Origin of the sequence: Escherichia sp. KCJ4928, assembly GCF_004352695.1 — a bacterium.
Taxonomy (GTDB): domain Bacteria; phylum Pseudomonadota; class Gammaproteobacteria; order Enterobacterales; family Enterobacteriaceae; genus ECMA0423.
Genome location: NZ_SJWV01000011.1, coordinates 1 through 21319, shown reverse-complemented (window position 1 = coordinate 21319; position 21319 = coordinate 1). Strand labels below are relative to the sequence as shown.

Below are 21319 nucleotides of genomic sequence, written 5' to 3'. Positions count from 1 at the left end.
CTTGTACTCGTCATCTTTCAGGCTGTAACTACGTTGGCTACAGCCTGAAATGTTCCGAGCATTATTCTCGTTAGTCCGCCAGAAATAGCGGGCCCATTGGCGGTTTTGGAAGATCATACCGGTCAGGGTAATCCACCGCGACCAGATACAGCCCTTCCGCTTTTGCCGTTGCTGCCGCCAGCGTTCTGTCCTTTGCCGCCAGCAACTCTGCTATCCAGCTCTCCGGCTGGTTGTGGGCACCGACTTCCATCAGGCTGCCGACAATATTCCTGACCATATGATGTACAAAAGCATTCGCTTTAATATCTACCACCACATAAGGACCGTGACGCGTGACATTAATATGCATAACGTTGCGCCACGGGGTTCGGGACTGGCACTGCACCGCACGGAACGAGGTGAAATCATTCTCGCCCAGCAAGCATTGCGCAGCCCGATGCATCCGTTCAGCGTCCAGCGGTTCGTAAAAATGGGTTACCCCTTTACTCAGTACCGCCGGGCGCAGCCGATGATTGTAGATGATGTAGCGATAACGGCGAGCCGTGGCGCTAAATCGGGCATGAAAATCATCAGGTACAGCTTTAACCCAACGCACAGCGATGTCACCAGGTAAATTCGCATTTACGCCCAAGGTCCACGCCGCGTCTTTGCGCAGCGCGGTTGTTTCGAAATGCACAACCTGCCCGGTACCGTGTACCCCTGCGTCAGTACGCCCGGCGCAGAAGACGGTGATGGGTTCGTTCGCCACCTGGGAGAGCGCCTTTTCCAGCTTCTCCTGCACACTGCGAACTTCGTTCTGCCGTTGCCAGCCGTAATACTTACTGCCGTCGTACTCAATGCCCAGCGCAATTTTATAAACTGGCGGTTGTTGCTGGTCGGACATTAGTACAGATACTCCTGCACCAGTTTCTCGGCGATTTTTACTGCCATCAGCGCGCCGCCAAAGCGAACGTTATCGGCCACCGACCAGAACTGGACTTGCTCCGGCATACCGTAGTCATTACGCACGCAGCCAACAGAAAGATGCGGCGTACCCGAAGCATCACCTACCTGAGTTGGGAATTCGTTCTCTTCAGAGAGCACAATATCTTCGCCTTGAACAAACGCATCACGCGCTTCTTCTGCTGCCAGTGGACGCAGAGCTTCAAAGTTGACCATCTGGGCATGACCGTAGAATACCGGTGCCTGGACGACGCTAGCCGAAATCATCAGCCCTTCGTCCTGCAGGATTTTGCGTACTTCGTCAACGATACGACGTTCTTCACGCACGCTACCTTCGCTATCCGGCAGTAACGGCAGCATGTTGAACGCCAGCTGACGCCCGAAGAAATCTTCTTCGTCAATCGGAATGCCGTTGAGCAATTTCGCACTCTGCCCCGCTAACGCATCGACCGCTTTTTTGCCCTGGGCGGAGGCTGAAATCAGGCTGGTAACGCTGATACGTGATAAACCGCCCTGATCGATTAACGGTTTCAGTGCCGCCAGCAGCTGGCTGGTCAGACTGTCTGGTACGGCGATGACATTCCGGTTCCGGTAATCTGTCAGTACAAACGGGTTTACTTCCGGCACCACCAGCGGTACGTCGGGTTCGAGAGCAAACAATCCACTGCTGTCGATCACCAGGCAACCTGAGTTGGTCGCTTCTTCAACCCAGGCAGCGGTAGCTTCTTTGCCTGCGACAAAAAATGCCAGCTGCGCCTGCGTCCAGTCGAATTCAGCGGCATCCTGCACGGTGATTGTCTTACCACCAAAGCGCAGTTGTTCGCCTGCGCTTTCGTTACGTGCCAGTGCATAAATTTCCCCAACCGGGAACTGACGTTCAGCCAGCGTTTCAAGCAGGGCTTCGCCCACAGCGCCAGTTGCGCCCAGGACGGCAATGTTCCAGCCTTCAGACATGGTGGTTTACTCCAGAAATAGCAAAGCTCCCTGCCAATGTTACAGCAGAGAGCATGAAGAAGAGATTAACGTGCCGGATGATGAACGGCGTTAAAACCCAGTTTACACAGCAATGATGCCGCACTGGCGTCATCACAAATTACATACAGAGATGACCATTCACGGCGCTCAAGATAGTTTTTGCGCAGTTTATCGAACTCACCCGGTATCCCGGCGACTTTACGCAGCGGTGCGTCATCGCGGCGCACATCATACACCAAATGCACCAGCCTTTTCAGCGTCGGTTGATCGAGCGGGCCATGCAGCGTAATGCGACCAAACTCTGGCGCGGGCAGTAATGTATCCAGCGCAACGTGCTGTTCATGCCCAATAAACTTGCTATAGGCTTCAAACACTTGCGTAGTACCGCGTGCTTTACCTTCCAGGGTATAACCTGCGATATGCGGCGTGCCGATATCCACTTTTGTCAGCAACTCCACGTTAAGTTCCGGTTCGCCTTCCCAGACATCCAGCACTACGCTTAACTTCTGGCCTTCATTCAGGCAGGTCAGCAACGCAGTATTATCGACGACTGCGCCACGGCAGGCGTTAATCAGAATCGCTCCCGGCTTCAGGCTACGGATCAGTTTTTCATCCGCCAGATGCAGCGTTTTGTACGGCCCATCTTTGAAGAGTGGCGTATGGAAAGTCAGAATATCCGCATGCTGAACTAATTCATCCAGCGAGCGGAAATCACCCTCATCCCCACGGTCAGCGCGAGGCGGATCGCAAAGCAATGTTTTAATCCCTAACGCTTCCAGTCGCGCCTGCAATCGACGTCCAACGTTACCAACGCCCACGATCCCCACCGTACGGTCGTGCAGTGAAAATCCATCGCGTTCGGCAAGCATCAGTAGTGAGGAGAAAACATATTCCACCACCGCAATCGCATTACAGCCAGGTGCAGCGGAAAAACCAATTCCCGCCTGCTTTAACCATGCTTCATCGACATGGTCGGTCCCCGCGGTGGCAGTGCCAACAAATTTAATGGGTTTTCCTGCCAGCAAAGATTCATTCACTTTCGTGACCGAACGCACCATCAGCGCATCCGCGTCTGCCAGTTGAGCGACGGGGATTGGACGCCCGGGAACCGCGGTCACCTCACCCAAACGGCTAAATAAGTCGCGGGCATAAGGCATATTTTCATCAACAAGGATTTTCACGTTTGTGTTACCTGTATGAGACGAGAGTTAACCGGACAAGTGTGCCATAATCTCGCGGCCAGGCATACTTGCGAAGATTTCAGGTATAAGGATACGTAATGATACAACCTATTTCCGGCCCTCCTCCTGGGCAACCACCAGGTCAGGGAGATAACCTGCCGTCTGGCGCGGGCAATCAGCCTTTATCCAGTCAGCAACGTACTTCGCTGGAAAGCTTAATGACGAAAGTGACCTCACTGACGCAACAGCAAAGAGCAGAACTGTGGGCGGGTATCAGGCACGATATTGGTCTGTCGGGAGATTCACCGCTGCTTTCGCGTCACTTCCCTGCCGCTGAACACAACCTGGCGCAACGTCTGCTGGCCGCGCAAAAAAGCCATTCTGCCCGCCAGCTTTTAGCGCAATTAGGGGAGTATTTACGTCTGGGGAATAATCGTCAGGCGGTCACGGATTATATCCGTCATAACTTTGGTCAGACGCCGCTGAATCAGCTCTCACCGGAGCAATTAAAAACCATTCTCACCCTGTTGCAGGAAGGGAAGATGGTTATTCCGCAACCGCAGCAGCGCGAGGCGACCGACCGTCCTTTATTACCGGCGGAGCACAATGCGCTCAAACAGCTGGTGACCAAACTTGCGGCGGCAACGGGGGAACCCAGCAAGCAGATCTGGCAATCGATGCTGGAACTATCCGGGGTGAAAGATGGCGAGTTAATTCCAGCGAAACTGTTTAACCATCTGGTGACCTGGTTGCAGGCGCGCCAGACGCTAAGCCAGCAAAATACGCCGACACTGGAATCACTACAGATGGCGCTAAAACAACCTTTAGATGCCAGTGAACTGGCGGCGTTATCGGCATATATCCAGCAAAAATATGGCCTTTCTGCGCAATCATCGCTTTCTTCTGCCCAGGCCGAGGATATTCTTAATCAGCTTTATCAACGGCGGGTTAAAGGGATTGATCCGCGTGATATGCAACCGCTGCTTAATCCTTTTCCACCGATGATGGACACGTTGCAAAATATGGCAACGCGTCCCGCGCTGTGGATACTGTTAGTCGCGATTATCCTGATGCTGGTCTGGCTGGTTCGTTAGCCCCGACGAAATGACAGTATCGTGACAATAATTCCCAGCACCGCAGAGATCGCCCCGGCAAGAAATACCGAAGAGTAACCAAACGTGGTCGCCAGCATTCCCGCCAGCGGCCCGGAGACGCCGAGGGCGATATCCTGAAACGCGGCGTAACCGCCCAGTGCGGTGCCGCGAACTTGTGAGGGGACGCGTTTAACCACCTCCACGCCCAGCGCAGGAAAGATAAGCGAACATCCGGCTCCGGTTAACGCCGCGCCCGCTAATGCGACCCACGCACCTGGGGCTTGCCAGAGCAGCAACAAGCCCACCGTTTCTACAAGCAGAGAGACAATCGCCACTTTCACGCCGCCAAAACGGTCCGGCATCCAGCCAAACATGACGCGCATCACGACAAATGCGCCGCCAAACGCGGTAAGAGTAAAGCCCGCCATCGCCCATCCTTTGCTGGCAAAGTAGAGCGAAACGAAAGTCCCGATAACCGCAAAACCAACGCCTTGTAGTGCCAGCCCTAACCCTGGTTTCCAGATAAACCCGACAACGCTCCACAGCGATGGACGTTCTCCCGCCAGGGCCGGTACTTTGCGCACTGTGCCGTTACAGGCCCACGCCAGTAAGGGTAATACCATTGTGGTGATCGCCAGTGCGGCAAAACCGTAATGGCTATGAATCAACAGGCCAAGCGGAGCACCAACAGCGAGGGCACCGTAAATCGCCATTCCATTCCATGACATCACTTTGCCAGAGTGTTTTGGCCCTACGATGCCTAACCCCCAGGTCAGAGCGCCTGTCAGTAACTGGCTTTCACCAAACCCAAGAATCAAACGCCCGATGACCAACAGGGCAAATTTGAACGGTGCGGAGACAGGCAAAATCGCCGCCAGCAGCAACGCGCCGCCAGCCAGACCACAAGCTAACATCCCCTGAAGCGCCGAACGTTTTGCACCATATTGATCGGCCAGTCGCCCGGCATAGCCACGCGTCAGCACCGTAGCCAGAAACTGAATCCCGACGGCAATCCCGACCATGGTATTGCCATAGCCCAGATCATGATGAACAAACAGCGGGATAACCGGCAACGGCAGCCCTACGGTCATGTAGGTGAGAAAAACCGCAAAAGCGATGCGGAAGAGCGAAAAATTGGCAGAAGATCGTGTTTCGGTTTGGCTTACAGCAGTCATGCATTACTCCAGAATGCAGCGCAAGGCGAGGAGTATCCCCGTCTCATCTCTCTGGTTTCAGGGTTACAGTGCGTTGGCAGGATTTAACGCGTACGTCTTTTCAGAAGGAAATCGACAAAGCGGGAAGTTTGCCTGGAACTGGCGGCGATTGTCAATGATGTGAAAAAGGGAACCATCAGGTTCCCTTTTGCGTTAGTGCCGGAGGCCGCATTGGCGCGTAACGTCGGATGCGACGCTGGCGCGTCTTATCCGACCTACTCCGACTACTCCGACTACTCCGACCTACTGCGAATTAATCTTTCAGCTTGCGCATTACCAGCGTGGCGTTGGTGCCGCCGAAGCCGAAGCTGTTAGACATAACGGTGGTCAGTTCGCGATCGGTCGTTTCGGTCACGATGTTCAGACCTGCAGCCTGCTCGTCCAGCTCTTCAATGTTGATGCTCGGGGCGATAAAGCCGTGTTCCAGCATCAGCAGAGAGTAGATAGCTTCCTGTACGCCAGCAGCGCCCAGAGAGTGACCGGTCATGGCTTTGGTTGCAGAAATCGCCGGGCTCTTATCGCCGAACACTTCACGGATAGCTGCCAGCTCTTTCACGTCGCCAACCGGAGTCGAAGTACCGTGGGAGTTCAGGTAATCGATTGGGGTATCAACGCCATGCATCGCCATCTTCATGCAGCGTACTGCGCCTTCGCCAGACGGAGCAACCATGTCTGCACCATCAGAGGTTGCGCCGTAGCCAACGATTTCAGCATAGATGTGAGCACCACGCGCCAGCGCGTGTTCCAGCTCTTCAACCACTACCATACCGCCGCCGCCAGCGATAACGAAACCGTCACGGTGAGCGTCGTAAGTACGGGAGGCTTTTTCCGGGGTGTCGTTGTATTTAGTAGACAGCGCACCCATTGCGTCGAATTCGCAAGCCATTTCCCAGCACAGCTCTTCGCCGCCGCCAGCAAACACGATGTCCTGTTTGCCCAGTTGGATCTGCTCTACTGCGTTACCGATACAGTGTGCGGAAGTCGCACACGCGGAGCTGATGGAGTAGTTAACGCCATGAATTTTAAACGGGGTGGCGAGGCAGGCAGAAACGCCGGATGCCATCGCTTTGGTGACCACATACGGGCCAACCGCTTTCAGGCCGCGCGGGCCGCGCATTGCGTCAGCGCCGAACACCTGGAAACGCGGGGAGCCGCCGCCGGAACCTGCAATCAGGCCAACGCGCGGGTTATTCTGGTAAGCTTCCGGAGAGAGGCCCGCATCAGCGATTGCCTGCTCCATAGAAAGGAATGCATAAATGGATGCGTCGCTCATAAAGCGCACAACTTTGCGGTCAATGAGGCCAGTGGTATCCAGTTTTACGTTGCCCCAGACGTGGCTACGCATGCCGGAATCCTTCAGCTCCTGAGAGAAAGTGATCCCTGAACGTCCTTCACGCAGAGATGCCAGGACTTCCTGCTGGTTATTACCGATGCTGGAAACAATGCCCAGGCCAGTAATCACTGCACGTTTCATTCAATACCTCTGTAAGTCGCACATAGAGTAAGTTTCGAATGCACAATAGCGTACACTTGTACGCCGAACAAGTCCGATCAGCCATTTAATAGAGAAATTTGCGCAGCCTTACACACATCGCTAAGATCGAGCCACCGCCTGTAAGACGAGTAACTTACGTGAAACACTACTCCATACAACCTGCCAACCTCGAATTTAATGCTGAGGGTACACCTGTTTCCCGAGATTTTGACGATGTCTATTTTTCCAACGATAACGGGCTGGAAGAGACGCGTTATGTTTTTCTGGGAGGCAACCAATTAGAGGTACGCTTTCCTGAGCATCCACATCCTCTGTTTGTGATAGCAGAGAGCGGCTTCGGCACCGGATTAAACTTCCTGACGCTATGGCAGGCATTTGATCAGTTTCGCGAAGCGCATCCGCAAGCGCAATTACAACGCTTACATTTCATTAGTTTTGAGAAATTTCCCCTCACCCGTGCGGATTTAGCCTTAGCGCATCAACACTGGCCGGAACTGGCTCCGTGGGCAGAACAACTTCAGGCGCAGTGGCCAATGTCCTTGCCCGGTTGCCATCGTTTATTGCTCGATGAAGGCCGCGTGACGCTGGATTTATGGTTTGGCGATATTAACGAACTGACCAGCCAACTGGACGATTCGCTAAATCAAAAAGTAGATGCCTGGTTTCTGGACGGCTTTGCGCCAGCGAAAAACCCGGATATGTGGACGCAAAATCTGTTTAACGCCATGGCAAGGTTGGCGCGTCCGGGCGGCACGCTGGCGACATTTACGTCTGCCGGTTTTGTCCGCCGCGGTTTGCAGGACGCCGGATTCACGATGCAAAAACGTAAGGGCTTTGGGCGCAAACGGGAAATGCTTTGCGGGGTGATGGAACAGACATTACCGCTCCCCTGCTCCGCGCCGTGGTTTAACCGCACGGGCAGCAGCAAACGGGAAGCGGCGATTATCGGCGGTGGTATTGCCAGCGCGTTGTTGTCGCTGGCGCTATTACGGCGCGGCTGGCAGGTAACGCTTTATTGCGCGGATGAGGCCCCCGCACTGGGTGCTTCCGGCAATCGCCAGGGGGCGCTGTATCCGTTATTAAGCAAACACGATGAGGCGCTAAACCGCTTTTTCTCTAATGCGTTTACTTTTGCTCGTCGGTTTTACGACCAATTACCCGTTAAATTTGATCATGACTGGTGCGGCGTCACGCAGTTAGGCTGGAATGAGAAAAGCCAGCATAAAATCGCACAGATGTTGTCAATGGATTTACCCGCAGAACTGGCTGTAGCCGTTGAGGCAAATGCGGTTGAACAAATTACGGGCGTTGCGACAAATTGCAGCGGCATTACTTATCCGCAAGGTGGTTGGCTGTGCCCAGCAGAACTGACCCGTAATGTGCTGGAACTGGCGCAACAGCAGGGTTTGCAGATTTATTATCAATATCAGTTACAGAATTTATCCCGTAAGGATGACTGTTGGTTGTTGAATTTTGCAGGAGATCAGCAAGCAACACACAGCGTAGTGGTACTGGCGAACGGGCATCAAATCAGCCGATTCAGCCATACGTCGACTCTCCCGGTGTATTCGGTTGCCGGGCAGGTCAGCCATATTCCGACAACGCCGGAATTGGCAGAGCTGAAGCAGGTGCTGTGCTATGACGGTTATCTCACGCCACAAAATCCGGCGAATCAACATCATTGTATTGGTGCCAGTTATCATCGCGGCAGCGAAGATACGGCGTACAGTGAGGACGATCAGCAGCAGAATCGCCAGCGGTTGATTGATTGTTTCCCGCAGGCACAGTGGGCAAAAGAGGTTGATGTCAGTGATAAAGAGGCGCGCTGCGGTGTGCGTTGTGCCACCCGCGATCATCTGCCAATGGTAGGCAATGTTCCCGATTATGAGGCAACACTCGTGGAATATGCGTCGTTGGCGGAGCAGAAAGATGAGGCGGTAAGCGCGCCGGTTTTTGACGATCTCTTTATGTTTGCGGCTTTAGGTTCTCGCGGTTTGTGTTCTGCCCCGCTGTGTGCCGAGATTCTGGCGGCGCAGATGAGCGACGAACCGATTCCGATGGATGCCAGTACGCTGGCGGCGTTAAACCCGAATCGGTTATGGGTGCGGAAATTGTTGAAGGGTAAAGCGGTTAAGGCGGGGTAATCTGCTCTCGCAGTGTTTGCCGGATGCGGCGTGAACGCCTTATCCGACCTACGTGTGACGTGTAGGCCTGATAAGACGCGATAAGCGTCGCATCAGGCATGGTGCTCCAGACGCCGCAACTTACTGCTGTGACGCCTGCTGAAACAGGTTTTCCCACATATCGGTCACCAGCGCCTGGTCACGCGGCGACAATTCACCGGCACCAATGGCTTTTTCCAGACTCTGGCTAACGGTCGTATGCACCGCCTGAGCGGAGTGGTCATCACCACTTTCCAGTTCTGCGATGGCTAATGTCAGGTGGCCACGCAAATACCCACTGGCAAACAACTCATCATCACTGGCATGGTCAACCATACCGTCGATTAATGCCAGAATGCGTGATTCAAACTCCGCGATCATCTTCTTTCCTCATTGTAAAACGTGGCGCTGGCTTTAGTTGAGCGCTTCCGGCCACGGGAACTGTTCCGCCGTAAGTTCCGGCGTGTGATAATAATTTTGTAGTGCTTTAATGAAGCGTGCCGGGCGTTCAGGAATGCCGTTTGCTAGGTAATCCATCACCTGCGCATGTACCCGCCGTTGAAACACCACACGATCCGGTTCGAAGTCGCCTTCCAGATTGTCGCAACTGACGTTAAACGGATATCCCGCCGCCACACAGAACAACCAGTCGAGTGCCTGCGGCTTCACTTCAACATCTTCAAACTGGCTTTGCGTTTGGGCATCACGCCCATCCGGGCAATACCAGTAGCCGAAATCAACCAGCTCACGGCGCGCTTTTCCGGCAATACACCAGTGCGAAATCTCATGAATTGCGCTGGCATAAAAGCCGTGGGCAAAGACAATTCGGTTATACGGTACTTCCGCATCAGCAGGAAGATAGATCGGTTCGTCGTCGCCTTTAATCAGACGGGTATTAAATTCATCGGCAAAGCAGCTATTAAAAATTTCAATCAACTGCTCATAGTGGTGTGTACTGTTCATTAGTTCATCCCCAACCAGTGGAGGATCTCCTGTCCGTGGCTATCGTAAAGTAATTTGGCACTCATCACCGCCGAGACGATAACAATCATCGGGCGGATCAGCTTTTGTCCTTTGCTCAACACCAGCCGTGAACCCATGCGCGCGCCGAGGAACTGCCCCACCAGCATCACAAAGCCCGTCGCCCAAATCACTTTGCCGCCGAGAATAAACAGCAGCAGACCGCCAATGTTTGACGTTGCGTTGAGTAATTTGGCGTGAGCCGTGGCTTTGGCGAGGTTGAATCCGCACAGCGTAACGAAGGCCAGCGCGTAAAACGATCCGGCAGCCGGGCCAAAGAATCCGTCATAAAAACCGACGCAGCCACCGGCAATTAACGCGAAGGGTAAACCGTACATCCGGCGCTGGCGATCTTCTTCACCCAGCTTTGGCATCAGCAAGAAATAGAGGCCGATACAAATCACCAGAATGGGCAAAATCTGCCGTAAGACATCAGCCTGAACGTACTGTACCAACAGTGCGCCGCTCATTGAGCCGACAAAGGTCATGGCAATATTGAGTTTCTGATCGCTTAAACTAACCACTTTGCGGCGAATAAAGTAGATAGTGGCGGAAATAGAGCCGCCGCAGGCTTGCAGTTTATTGGTTGCCAACGCGTTAGCGGGAGACATTCCCGCTGCCATCAATGCCGGAATGGTGAGTAACCCACCGCCACCGGCAATCGAGTCGATAAATCCCGCCAGCATGGCGACAAAAAAGAGAACTCCCAGCAACAGCGGGGAAACCATAAACAGGCTATTAAACGTTTCCATTAGATCACGTGCTCATCCAGTAGCGCCTGGCAGGAAGGCGGCAACGGAGGCGGTGTCTTCTTCTCAGGCTTTGTTGTTCCCGGTTTTGGAGGTGCAAACCAGCTTTGCAGTTCTGCCCCGCAACCATCGCCTGGTGGCGGTAAAGGTTGATCTTCACACTCCAGACTATCGGCAGGACAACGTAATCGTACATGCATATGCGCGCGATGCTGGAACCAGGGTCGCACTTTGCGCAACCAGTCGCGATCGGTGCCCGCATCAAGGCAAAGTTGTTGTTTAATCGCCGGATTAACAAAAATGCGTGTGACGTCTTTGTCCTGGGCGGCGAGTTTGATCAAGCTGAAAATTTCTGGCTTCCACAGCGTCGGAACAACGTGTTTACCGTCGCGGGAAACTAAGTCCAGTGCTTGCGGGCGCAAGAGCTGCGCGGAGGTCCAGCGAGTTTTCGGCAGTTGCAGAAAGATATCGACATCCAGTCCGGTCTGGTGGCTGGCATGACCGCCGTTGAAACGCCCACCAGCGGGCATCCCCATATCGCCAATCAGCACCGTACCCATGCCCAGATTGCTCACCTGGCTACTCAGACGCTGGATAAACATCACCAGATCCGGGTGACCGAAATAGCGACGCTGATCGGTACGCATGACCTGATAATGTTCGGACTGTATCGGCAACGTGTCAGCGCCGACAATACAGCCATTAGAAAAACTGCCTATCGATTGTGCGCTACCCGGCACAGGTTGGGTTATTTTTTGCCACGGCGTCGCTGCCAGGCTAGCGCTACTGGCAAGCAGAGCCAGCAGCGCAATCGCGGTTTTGTTCATTTTTTACCAGCGTGGAATATCAGTCTTCACATCGGCATTTTGCGCCCGCTGCCGTAGCAGGTGATCCATTAAAACGATCGCCAGCATCGCTTCAGCGATCGGCACCGCGCGGATCCCGACACAGGGATCGTGACGGCCTTTGGTGATCATCTCAACTTCTTCGCCAAAGCGGTTAATAGTGCGCCCCGGCACGGTAATGCTGGAGGTCGGTTTCAGCGCCATATGGGCAATGATTTGCTGCCCGCTGCTGATACCGCCGAGAATGCCGCCCGCATGGTTGCTCTGGAAACCGTCTTTGGTGATTTCGTCGCGGTTCTGGCTGCCGCGCAGCGCCACTACGTCAAAACCGTCGCCAATTTCCACGCCTTTCACCGCGTTGATGCTCATCAGCGCATGGGCGATGTCGGCATCCAGGCGGTCAAAGACCGGCTCGCCAAGTCCGGCGGGGACACCACTGGCAACAACGGTGACTTTCGCGCCGATGGAGTCGCCCTCTTTTTTCAGCGCGCGCATCAGTTCATCTAACGCGTCGATTTTGTCCGGGTCCGGGCAGAAGAACGGATTTTGTTCAACCAGCGACCAGTCTTTGATTTCCAGCGGAATGTCGCCCATCTGGGTCAAGCAGCCGCGGATTTCAATACCAAATTTCTCGGCGAGATATTTTTTGGCAATCGCCCCGGCCGCCACGCGCATGGCGGTTTCGCGGGCGGAAGAACGTCCACCGCCGCGATAATCGCGCAGACCGTATTTTTGTTCGTAGGTGTAATCAGCATGGCCTGGGCGGAAAACGTCTTTAATTGCGCTGTAATCCTGAGAGCGCTGGTCAGTGTTTTCGATCAACAAGCCAATGCTGGTGCCAGTAGTAACGCCTTCAAAAACACCGGAGAGAATTTTGACCTGATCCGGCTCGCGGCGCTGGGTGGTATAGCGCGATGTCCCAGGGCGACGACGGTCGAGGTCATGTTGCAGGTCCGCTTCCGTCAGCGGAATGCCTGGCGGAACACCATCGACGATGCAGCCGAGCGCCAGCCCATGCGATTCGCCGAAGGTGGTTACGCGAAAGAGTTGTCCAATTGTGTTTCCAGCCATCACGGCTCCGTTATTGTTGTGTTTGCGTGTTTACTTAATCTTTATAAATCGCGAAATATTCACGGGCCGCCAGCAGCTGCTCTTTGGTGAGCATAAACACACCATCGCCGCCGTTATCAAACTCCAGCCAGGTGAACGGAACATCCGGATATTGTTCCATAAGATGTACCATGCTGTTGCCGACTTCACAAATCAACACGCCATCATCAGCAAGGTAATCTGCCGCGTTTCCAAGAATGCGACGCGTCAGTTTAAGGCCGTCGGTGCCAGATGCCAGGCCCAGTTCCGGCTCGTGACGGTATTCGTTTGGCAGGTCGGACATATCTTCCGCGTCGACATACGGCGGGTTAGTGACAATCAGATCGTACTGCACTTTCGGCAAGTCGCGGAACAGATCGGAACGAATCGGAATGACGTTGTGGATCAGACCGTGTTCTTCGATGTTCTGTTCGGCAACCGCCAGCGCGTCGGGAGAGATATCTACCGCGTCGACTTCCGCTTCCGGGAAGGCATAAGCACAGGCAATGGCGATGCAGCCGCTACCGGTACACATATCTAAAATATGCTGCGGTTGCTTGCTGATGAGTCCGGCAAATTTATTGTTGATCAGTTCACCAATCGGCGAGCGCGGCACCAGCACGCGTTCATCGACGTAAAATTCATGACCGCAGAACCAGGCTTTGTTGGTCAGGTAAGCCACCGGAATGCGCTCGTTGACGCGGCGGATCACGCGTTCAACAATACGGTGTTTTTCGCTGGAGGTCAGACGCGCGGTGCGCATATCTTCCGGGATATCCAGCGGCAGGTAGAGCGATGGTAACACCAGCTGTACGGCTTCATCCCACGGGTTATCGGTGCCGTGACCGTACCAGATATTTGCCGCGCTGAAGCGGCTTACCGACCAGCGCAACATGTCCTGAATGGTTTGCAGCTCATTTACTGCTTCATCAACGAAAATTTTATCCACGTATTCCTCCAGGGCATGATCGCAATAATTTCGGCGGCTAGTTTGCCATGAAGATGACGATAAATCAGCATTCACGCGCGGTGAGTGAGGAAAAATACGTTTAAAACGATCGATTGTGCTACGAGTCGGGTAAACTGTAGGAAAATTAGAAATAGAGACAGATAAATGAAAAAGAAAACAACACTTAGCGAGGAGGACCAGGCTCTGTTTCGCCAGTTGATGGCGGGGACTCGCAAGATTAAGCAGGACACGATTGTCCACCGACCGCAGCGTAAAAAAATCAGCGAAGTGCCGGTGAAACGCTTGATCCAGGAGCAGGCTGATGCCAGCCATTATTTCTCCGATGAGTTTCAGCCGTTATTAAATACCGAAGGTCCGGTGAAATATGTTCGCCCGGATGTCAGCCATTTTGAGGCGAAGAAACTGCGCCGCGGCGATTATTCACCGGAATTGTTTTTGGATTTACACGGTCTGACGCAGCTGCAGGCCAAGCAGGAACTGGGCGCGTTGATTGCCGCCTGTCGCCGCGAACATGTGTTTTGTGCCTGCGTGATGCATGGGCACGGGAAGCATATTTTGAAGCAACAAACACCGCTGTGGCTGGCACAACATCCGCATGTGATGGCATTTCACCAGGCACCGAAAGAGTACGGCGGTGATGCGGCTTTGTTGGTGTTGATTGAAGTGGAAGAGTGGTTGCCGCCGGAGTTGCCCTGAGGAGTTGAGCGTGTTGTGCCAGGAGCGCGGAATGGCAGGGGCGAATGACCCTGCCAGGTGAGAAAAGGTGCGCTAATACATATTCAGTATGTAAGTGAATCGGCAGGTAGAATCTATGGGCTGTCGAGATGTCGTGTCCACGCGTAGCTTCATATCATGCAGTTGCCTGGACGTGATCGGTTGCGGCTCTGGCGTCACCGTCACTTTGGCATTATCACAGCCGGAAGTCGAGAAGGTCATCTGCTGTGCGACAAAACGGCAGTAGGCTCCACGCTCGTCAAAATTACTGCCATCACACAGTTTGCCGTTTTCCATCAGGAAAGTGGGCAGTGTTTGCTCAATAACACCACCTGTTGACTGCAACCTGACGACTTTGTTATGTACAACATAATTTTCATTCCAGGAAACATCATACGGTGCCAGGGACTCTGTCGGGCAGTCAGAGCTAACTTTTGTTGGTCCTATAAAAATTCCGGCCCCGAAACGCTGATCCATAGTACTGGCGCTTTCAACATAAGACGACACAATCCAGGGACAACCGTGTAAATCTCCATCGTAATAAACGCCAAGTACTAATTCATTACATGACCAGGCCGTTACTGGAGAGAGAGCATCATACTCTTCTAATCCGGGGCAGGTAGAATCCGGTAAGGTTGTATTATTGCGCTCCATCCTGAGTTCAGGGCCGGGAGGACTCCCGGTCCAACTAACTAAAGGCAAACTTGCTGCCGCAGTTGAATTAGATTCATACGTGCCATATTCAACTGATTGAGGGGTCAGGACTGAAAGATGAAAACGATACTTTGCAACAACGCTGGTCGTCCCCGCGGGTACATAGAGTGTGGCGATCTTTGTCGCAGCCTGTATCCCAGAAGCGCACAGAGCCAGCACCAATAAACATATAACATGACGTATTTTATGCATTTTATATATACTCAAACGTAGCTGTCAGGCTGGCGGTGAAATCACCGATGGTTACATCACGACCGCTTTTCGCCTGGATCCAGGCCCGGAAATTAATATCATTGTTGCCGTTGGTAAGCGCAAAAGTCGCCCCGGTGGTGTTGTTAATATCCACCCGCTTGCCGTCGAGCGTTTCCATCCCTATCCCCACGCCCTGCGCGGTGGAGGTGTCATCGACTGCCAGAAAACCCGGCTGACCGCTGTCTTCCGTTCCGGTGAGGGTGACTTTGACGTTGTATCCCGCCGGCCCTTTGCAGTCTTTCAGCTTAAACACAACCGGCAGATGCGCGGACTGCCCGGCGACCATCAAATCCCGGTTGCTGACGGTGGGAAAATGAATTTCCGCCAGATTGGCACCATCCACCACCAGCGTGCAGGATTTACTCAGCAGGTTGCCGTAAAAATGCAGGTTGTTATCGACTGCCCGAGCCCCCGTGCTGGCGGTCAGCAGCAGGCCTGCTAACAGCGCATAACCGGGTGAATAAATGTGTGCTGTTTTCATTGGTAATCCACCCGTAAGGTTGCGTAAGCAGAAAAATTCGTGTCCGTCAGCACCGCATCAGCCGCTTTGACCGGTACCGCCTCCAGCTTTGGCTTCTGGCTAAAATCGGTGGCGTTAATGGAAAGCGGCTCGTTGAGCTTAAAACGCTGACCGTCATGCTGAAGCTCAATTCCGAAGCCCGGTACATCCGTCTCAATAGCAGAGTCGTTGTAGGAGGTGGCAGTCCCCGTCCAGGAGAGTGTCATATTCCACTCGGGATCGCGGACATCCGAGTCGCAGCTCAGTTCGTAGTCCACTTTCTGACGACCATAATTGCCATCAATGCTGTCGATAATAAGATCGCGAAATTGCACTTCGATGGTTTGCCCGCCGCTGATGCTACAGGCGGGCGGCGACATCAGCGTACCGTGGAATGTGATGTCATCTTCCGCCGCCAGCACAGCCCCGCAACCAGCGCACAGTAAAAGGAGCAGGAATTTTTTCATTGGTAATCCACCACCATGGTCATCGTGGCGTTAAACTCCGACGGCGTCAGTTGCACCCCGCTCTGTTTTACCGGCACCGCTTTCAGCTGAGGCTGAGTGTTGACATTAAAAGGCGTCCAGTTATTTTCACCAACTGCAAACAGGGAGTTGTCGGCGGCGTTTTCTATCCGCACCCCCAGGCCGGCGATATCCGTGCTGAGAACCGTTTCTCCGTTGATCACGGCGGTATTGCCTTTGAGCTGCATCCGTAAGTCATCGCTGACTTTATTACCGCAGTTGAGGGTGTATTTCGCATCCTGTTGGTAATTGGTACCATCGATCCTGTTGATTATCACATTGCCAAATTTCACAGCGCTTCCCTTCACGGAGCAAGGCGGCGGTCCATCGACCAGGATTCGCAGCGTCAGATCCACCTGTTTGATATCACTGCCAGCAACAGCCAAACCGCTGATGCCCCATCCGGCCAGCACCAGCAACCCTGCGCCCGCTACAAACTTGTGACTCATAAGTCCCTCCCGGCATCAGCCTTTGCGGCTCTGCTCTTCATCCACCTGGCAGCTGTTGCCGGTGCATATGAAGTACAGCGGCATCCGCGCGCCGTAGTCGTTGATGTAAGTCAGCACCGGCACGCTGTCCATCTTCGCATTCAGCGGTGCGGAGGTTTTCGGCTCCATCATCAGCGGTGTGAATCCCGCCGGCGGGTTGCCGCCTTTTTTAGCGCTGGCGTTGCTGATGATCACGTAGTACGGCGTCGGGTTATTGACGGTGAAGTCCTGGCCGTTACGGATGAGCGTCACCTTATGCTGCCACGGACTTTTCATGCTGGTGTTCTCCAGCGCCTTCGGTCGCCAGAACAGTTTGATACGCGTCTGCAGCGCAATCTGCAGTGTGTTCGGTTTATTTGATTTCGGCGGAATTTCGCGCACGTTGAAATAGAACACGCTCTCGCGGTCGGCCGGCAGTTTGTTGATATCCGGCAGCCCCTGCACCTTCACCTGGCCGTTCATCATCGCATCGATGCGCTGCACTGGCGGAAGCACCGCAAGCGGCGAGCTGATTTTGTTGCCCTTTGCATCCTCTATCCAGCTCTGCGCCAGATAAGGCAGTGTGGGATCGTTGTTGCGCAGCGTGACGCTGATGGACTTGTCGCTTTCGTTAAACACCAGCCGTGTCCTGTCGGGCGTCACCGAAGCGTGGCTGGAGAAACTGACCGCTGTCGCCAGCAGCGCCAGTGCCGGGACAACGATTTTTGCAGTGTTAGTCAGATTAAACATGGATCATTCCTTAATCACGTTACTGGTTTACTGAAATTGAAGTCGGAGGTTCCGTTGGCGTCACCCGCTGTGTCTGTTCCTGAATCGCCGGTTTGACCGCCGGCGAAGTGATAGGTGCTACATTGCCTTTATGCTGGCATGGCAGTAACAAGCCGTTAAACAGATCGGCAGGCAGCGGGTCCGGCAGGTTGATATCGCAATGCGCAACACCACTCCAGAACACACTCATGTGTTCGCCAGGTTTCACCCCAGCCAGATAAACATTGCCGTCATCATCGACAAGGCCCACTGTCTGCTCGTTATCATTTTTTACTTCTGCGCCAAACGGAGGATGGCTGCCGTCGCTCAGGCGCAGCACCGCCATCGCTTTTTGTCCGCTAATGACAGCAAATTTACGGTAGCCAATGGCACCTTCAGTTAGCGTGGCTTGCACCACCGACTGGGTTGCTTCAGCGTTTTCAGGCAATCTGTTGAGGTCGATATACGCCTGATTGCGGTAATAGTTATTGACGTCAGAAACGACGGCTTTACCAAACATATTGGTATAAACAGCAGCCCCGTTACCTTCCACCGGAACATCGGCAACGCCATCGGCATCAATCAACAATCGTGTCCCGCCCATATTCTGGGTACGGTGAAGTGCGCCACCGTGGGCAGTAAGCGTTGCGCCGCCCTGTAACGACAAGCCCGCAGAGGTGTATTGCCCTTCATGGTAGTTCGCACTGAGGTCAACCTGCGCCAGCGAACCATCATGGCTGTAATAGCCGTCAACGCTGGTGTGTTTGTCACTGGTGCCGACGTTCAACTGATAGTGAGTCGCGTCATCGACACGGCTGAAATAACCGACCTGACTGCTGTCCGTCCCACTGCCATAGTTACCGTTATAGCTAACGGTACTGTTGTCGCCCCACGGCATACTGAGCGAAATGTACATGCCTTTGTCGGCCTGGTTGTCATACTCGTAACGGTAGCCAGTCATCGAGATGCTGACATTACGAATACTGCCCATATTGAAATAGTGCGAGAGCATGATGTTGTAGTTTGTCTGCTCCTCGCGATCCCAGTAGGTATGGCGGGTATAGTTGAGATAAACCGAAACACCCGCATCGCGGAAGTTCTGGTTATAAGTGGCGGTGTACATCTCTTTGTCGTTGCCCGTGCGTACCATTCCGCTGTCACTGGCATCCAGATACTCGCTCATGGTCATAAAGTTCTCTTCCGAGAAGCGATATCCAGCAAAAGTAACGCGGCTGTTGAGCTGGTCAAAGTCTTTGGAATAACTCACACGGAAGGAGTTACCGTCCAGCGAACCTTTGCCATAAGCGGTGTCTTTATCCAGTTTGGTGTGCGAGTGAGTAACATCAAACGCGACCGCGCCGAATGTAGACAAATCGCGACCGACGCCAAGCGCCGCAGACTGATAGTTTTCATCTCCCAGTGCGCCGCCATATAACGACCAGCCGTTAGCGATCCCCCAGGAAGCTTCAGCACCAGAAAAAAATTCACCCTCGACATGGTGTCCCCACTCTTGCGGACGGCCCATCATGATCTTATAGCGAACCTGACCTGGGCGAGTGAGGTATGGCATCGAGGCGGTGCTGATGTCATATTCCTGCACCTGGCCGTTCTGTTCTTCAATGCGAATATGCAACGTACCGGAGACAGAATCACCAAGATCCTGAATACGAAACGGTCCAGCCGGAACCTGCGTTTCGTAAATCACACGCCCCATCTGGCTGACGGTCACTTTTGCTGTGGTGTGTGCCACGCCGGAAATGTCTGGCGCGTAGCCGCGCAGATTGGGAGGCAACATTTGATCGTCAGTACTGACACTGCCACCAACATAGTTAAAGCCATCAAAAATATCGGATCTGAGGTAATCCTCGCCCAGCGCCAGTTTGGCTTTTAATGATGGTAACGCCCGCCAGGCATAGTAGCGACTCCACTCCCATTTTTTTTGAGTTTCATCGCCGCTGAATTCATCGTCATCATCATTACTGCGAGTATGTTGATAGTTAGTCTGCCAGTCAGCACGCATACGCCACGGCCCCAGGTTAACCCCGACCGTCCCGTTGCCGCTGATCTCGTTACTATCATCACCGCCATTTTCTTCGTGCCGGGTTTGTGCGTTGATGCTGTAGTCCGCGACGATCCCGGAGATGCCGTCATCCCAACGTGAAGGCGGATCCCAGTCGGGATAAGTATATTCGAGGTAAGCCTGTGGCAGTGAAATGACTAATGCGGACTGGCTTAAATCAGCCTTAATTTCCATGCCTTCCAGTTGACCGGATTTCAGGCATTTAGCATCGTGGCTCCATTGAAGATTTTTCGCCACGTCTTCTTTTAAACCAAACTGCGCTACCAGTTCCGGTGTCAGACAAGCATAGCTTTTGCTCGCGTCATCTTCACCAGCATACCAGTAAATATCGTACTCTTCCGCCAATGGCTGTTTATTTAGTTGAACCTGTAAATTGTATTTTCCGGGCTCAACATATCCCTGGCTGGAAAAACGCTTCAGATCAATTTTTGTGTCGCCTTTTAATTCCAGAAAACGGGAATCAAACTGAATGTCGTCTTCAGCCCAGACACTGCTATAACTCCCTGACATTGCCAGCGCAATGCACCACGGAAGAATCCGTAATCGAAAAAGAGAATGGTCAGGCATACACGTTTCTATCCGTTTTTATTCTTGTTCGGTCAAAATCCATTTAAATCCCCCATAGCAGTGTCGCTATGGGGGTATGCCTTACAGGTAAGTAATCTGGAAGGTGGTATTTGCTTCGAAATTACCCAGATCTGGCGCATCAGCTGCGCCGACCAGCCAGGCTTTAAAGTTCAGTGTCTGCTTCGCTTTGCCTTTGTTGGTAGAAGTGTCTTTCACTATTTTCTGGTCAATACCCATGCCGCTTTTGTAAGAGGTACCCAGAGAGTCACCGATCGCCAGGCTAACATTGTTAAATGCCGCACCGGTATCGGTATTGAAAATGGTGTAATAATTGCCGCTATTTGCAGAAGAAACGGTACCAGTAAAGGTAGTAGTCATTGTTTCCTGAGTATCAAATACGCAATCTTGCAGACGAATCTGGAAACTTTTCGGCGTGGTGGTGCCGTTATTTTTCAGTTTTTCGGCACCGATATCACCCATATCAACTTCCAGTTTGTGATCGTCCGGGACGATAGAACACACTGAGTCTTCAATGGTGCCGTAAAAACGTGCAGTACCGTTGTTACCCGCAGCGATTGTTGCCGTAGAGGTGAAAACGCCCATCACCATTGCCGCAGCAATAGCTGTTTTAACAAACTTACTCATTATTTGTCCTTAAACTATAAATAATAAAAAATATAAACATTACAATACATTGATTCAGTCAATACCCAATGTTTATACCCAGCCATTGAATACGGCATGCGATCCAAAAAGAACAGGTCGTAGAAAATTGTATTCTTTGGTGTGGGGCCGCATAGTGATGTTTTCACCCCCCTGATGCAATTTAATTTTACTAAAGAGTAAATGTAGATTTAATTAATATATTGACAGAAGAAAGGTTATCTTAAGGACATCCTTAAAAAATACGGAATAAGTATTTAGAAAAAATAGAAAGTATATCAATAATGAATATCAACAGCTTAAAAAACAAACAATGAACATATAATGCGATTGGC

General features: G+C 52.8%; 21 protein-coding genes. 3 read left to right on the top strand and 18 right to left on the bottom strand.

The window, feature by feature from the left end:
* Positions 1–70: 70 nt before the first annotated feature.
* The 3 genes from truA to pdxB form a co-directional block, all read right to left on the bottom strand.
* The gene (gene truA, locus E0D98_RS03265; protein ID WP_001283585.1) at positions 71–883 is read right to left on the bottom strand and encodes a tRNA pseudouridine(38-40) synthase TruA; all 813 of its coding nucleotides are present in this window, start codon (positions 881–883) and stop codon (positions 71–73) included.
* Positions 883–1896 carry an aspartate-semialdehyde dehydrogenase gene (locus E0D98_RS03260; protein WP_001289167.1) on the bottom strand — a complete coding sequence of 338 codons (1014 nt, stop codon included), beginning with the start codon at positions 1894–1896 and terminating at the stop codon, positions 883–885. The genes truA and E0D98_RS03260 overlap by 1 nt, the downstream gene beginning before the upstream one ends.
* Before the next feature lie 65 nt (positions 1897–1961).
* Positions 1962–3098 (bottom strand): 4-phosphoerythronate dehydrogenase PdxB, encoded by a 1137-nt coding sequence (pdxB, locus tag E0D98_RS03255; RefSeq protein WP_000699121.1) that lies wholly within the window; start codon positions 3096–3098, stop codon positions 1962–1964.
* A gap of 98 nt (positions 3099–3196) precedes the next feature.
* Between pdxB and flk the strand changes: the two genes are divergently transcribed.
* Complete coding sequence (gene flk, locus E0D98_RS03250) at positions 3197–4192, top strand: flagella biosynthesis regulator Flk (RefSeq protein ID WP_000615813.1); 996 nt, start codon at positions 3197–3199, stop codon at positions 4190–4192.
* Here flk and E0D98_RS03245 read toward each other — a convergent pair.
* Both E0D98_RS03245 and fabB read right to left on the bottom strand, forming a co-directional pair.
* Positions 4189–5367 carry an MFS transporter gene (locus E0D98_RS03245; RefSeq protein WP_000127749.1) on the bottom strand — a complete coding sequence of 393 codons (1179 nt, stop codon included), beginning with the start codon at positions 5365–5367 and terminating at the stop codon, positions 4189–4191. The two genes, flk and E0D98_RS03245, sit on opposite strands and share 4 nt — an antisense overlap.
* A 292-nt stretch (positions 5368–5659) precedes the next feature.
* Positions 5660–6880, bottom strand: a complete 1221-nt coding sequence (fabB, locus tag E0D98_RS03240) for a beta-ketoacyl-ACP synthase I (RefSeq protein ID WP_000817178.1) — start codon at positions 6878–6880, stop codon at positions 5660–5662.
* A gap of 158 nt (positions 6881–7038) precedes the next feature.
* Between fabB and mnmC the strand changes: the two genes are divergently transcribed.
* Positions 7039–9045 carry a bifunctional tRNA (5-methylaminomethyl-2-thiouridine)(34)-methyltransferase MnmD/FAD-dependent 5-carboxymethylaminomethyl-2-thiouridine(34) oxidoreductase MnmC gene (gene mnmC / locus E0D98_RS03235; protein ID WP_047086697.1) on the top strand — a complete coding sequence of 669 codons (2007 nt, stop codon included), beginning with the start codon at positions 7039–7041 and terminating at the stop codon, positions 9043–9045.
* 120 nt (positions 9046–9165) lie between these two features.
* Here mnmC and E0D98_RS03230 read toward each other — a convergent pair whose 3' ends face one another.
* From E0D98_RS03230 to prmB, 6 genes are read right to left on the bottom strand one after another with little or no spacing between them, the layout of a single operon-like run.
* Positions 9166–9444 (bottom strand): YfcL family protein, encoded by a 279-nt coding sequence (locus E0D98_RS03230; RefSeq protein ID WP_000559764.1) that lies wholly within the window; start codon positions 9442–9444, stop codon positions 9166–9168.
* Between the two features lie 33 nt (positions 9445–9477).
* Positions 9478–10026 carry an elongation factor P hydroxylase gene (gene epmC / locus E0D98_RS03225; RefSeq protein WP_001089235.1) on the bottom strand — a complete coding sequence of 183 codons (549 nt, stop codon included), beginning with the start codon at positions 10024–10026 and terminating at the stop codon, positions 9478–9480.
* A complete protein-coding gene (locus tag E0D98_RS03220) occupies positions 10026–10835 on the bottom strand; it encodes a sulfite exporter TauE/SafE family protein (RefSeq protein ID WP_000447361.1) in 810 nt (269 codons plus the stop codon). Before E0D98_RS03220 ends, epmC begins: the two co-directional genes overlap by 1 nt.
* Entirely contained in the window at positions 10835–11659 is an 825-nt protein-coding gene (gene mepA, locus E0D98_RS03215; RefSeq protein WP_001043812.1) for a penicillin-insensitive murein endopeptidase, read from the bottom strand. The genes E0D98_RS03220 and mepA overlap by 1 nt, the downstream gene beginning before the upstream one ends.
* 3 nt (positions 11660–11662) lie before the next feature.
* Complete coding sequence (aroC, locus tag E0D98_RS03210) at positions 11663–12748, bottom strand: chorismate synthase (protein WP_000918470.1); 1086 nt, start codon at positions 12746–12748, stop codon at positions 11663–11665.
* Between the two features lie 34 nt (positions 12749–12782).
* Positions 12783–13715 carry a 50S ribosomal protein L3 N(5)-glutamine methyltransferase gene (prmB, locus tag E0D98_RS03205; RefSeq protein WP_001295704.1) on the bottom strand — a complete coding sequence of 311 codons (933 nt, stop codon included), beginning with the start codon at positions 13713–13715 and terminating at the stop codon, positions 12783–12785.
* Positions 13716–13880: 165 nt separating this feature from the next.
* Here prmB and smrB point away from each other — a divergent pair, with 165 nt between their 5' ends.
* Positions 13881–14432, top strand: coding sequence for an endonuclease SmrB (gene smrB, locus E0D98_RS03200; protein ID WP_000730806.1), 552 nt, complete (start codon positions 13881–13883; stop codon positions 14430–14432).
* Positions 14433–14504: 72 nt separating this feature from the next.
* Here smrB and E0D98_RS03195 read toward each other — a convergent pair whose 3' ends face one another.
* The 7 genes from E0D98_RS03195 to E0D98_RS03165 form a co-directional block, all read right to left on the bottom strand.
* Entirely contained in the window at positions 14505–15356 is an 852-nt protein-coding gene (locus E0D98_RS03195) for a StfH/YfcO family fimbrial adhesin (RefSeq protein WP_001315753.1), read from the bottom strand.
* Position 15357: 1 nt separating this feature from the next.
* Positions 15358–15897, bottom strand: coding sequence for a fimbrial protein (locus E0D98_RS03190; protein WP_000844750.1), 540 nt, complete (start codon positions 15895–15897; stop codon positions 15358–15360).
* Entirely contained in the window at positions 15894–16382 is a 489-nt protein-coding gene (locus E0D98_RS03185) for a fimbrial protein (RefSeq protein ID WP_000714139.1), read from the bottom strand. The genes E0D98_RS03190 and E0D98_RS03185 overlap by 4 nt, the downstream gene beginning before the upstream one ends.
* Positions 16379–16888, bottom strand: coding sequence for a fimbrial protein (locus E0D98_RS03180; RefSeq protein ID WP_000018471.1), 510 nt, complete (start codon positions 16886–16888; stop codon positions 16379–16381). Before E0D98_RS03180 ends, E0D98_RS03185 begins: the two co-directional genes overlap by 4 nt.
* 15 nt (positions 16889–16903) lie before the next feature.
* A complete protein-coding gene (locus tag E0D98_RS03175) occupies positions 16904–17656 on the bottom strand; it encodes a fimbria/pilus periplasmic chaperone (RefSeq protein WP_000482748.1) in 753 nt (250 codons plus the stop codon).
* 19 nt (positions 17657–17675) lie between these two features.
* A complete protein-coding gene (yfcU, locus tag E0D98_RS03170; protein WP_001112824.1) occupies positions 17676–20321 on the bottom strand; it encodes a fimbrial usher protein YfcU in 2646 nt (881 codons plus the stop codon).
* An 81-nt stretch (positions 20322–20402) separates the two neighbouring features.
* A complete protein-coding gene (locus tag E0D98_RS03165) occupies positions 20403–20966 on the bottom strand; it encodes a fimbrial protein (protein WP_000033328.1) in 564 nt (187 codons plus the stop codon).
* Positions 20967–21319 lie beyond the last annotated feature (353 nt).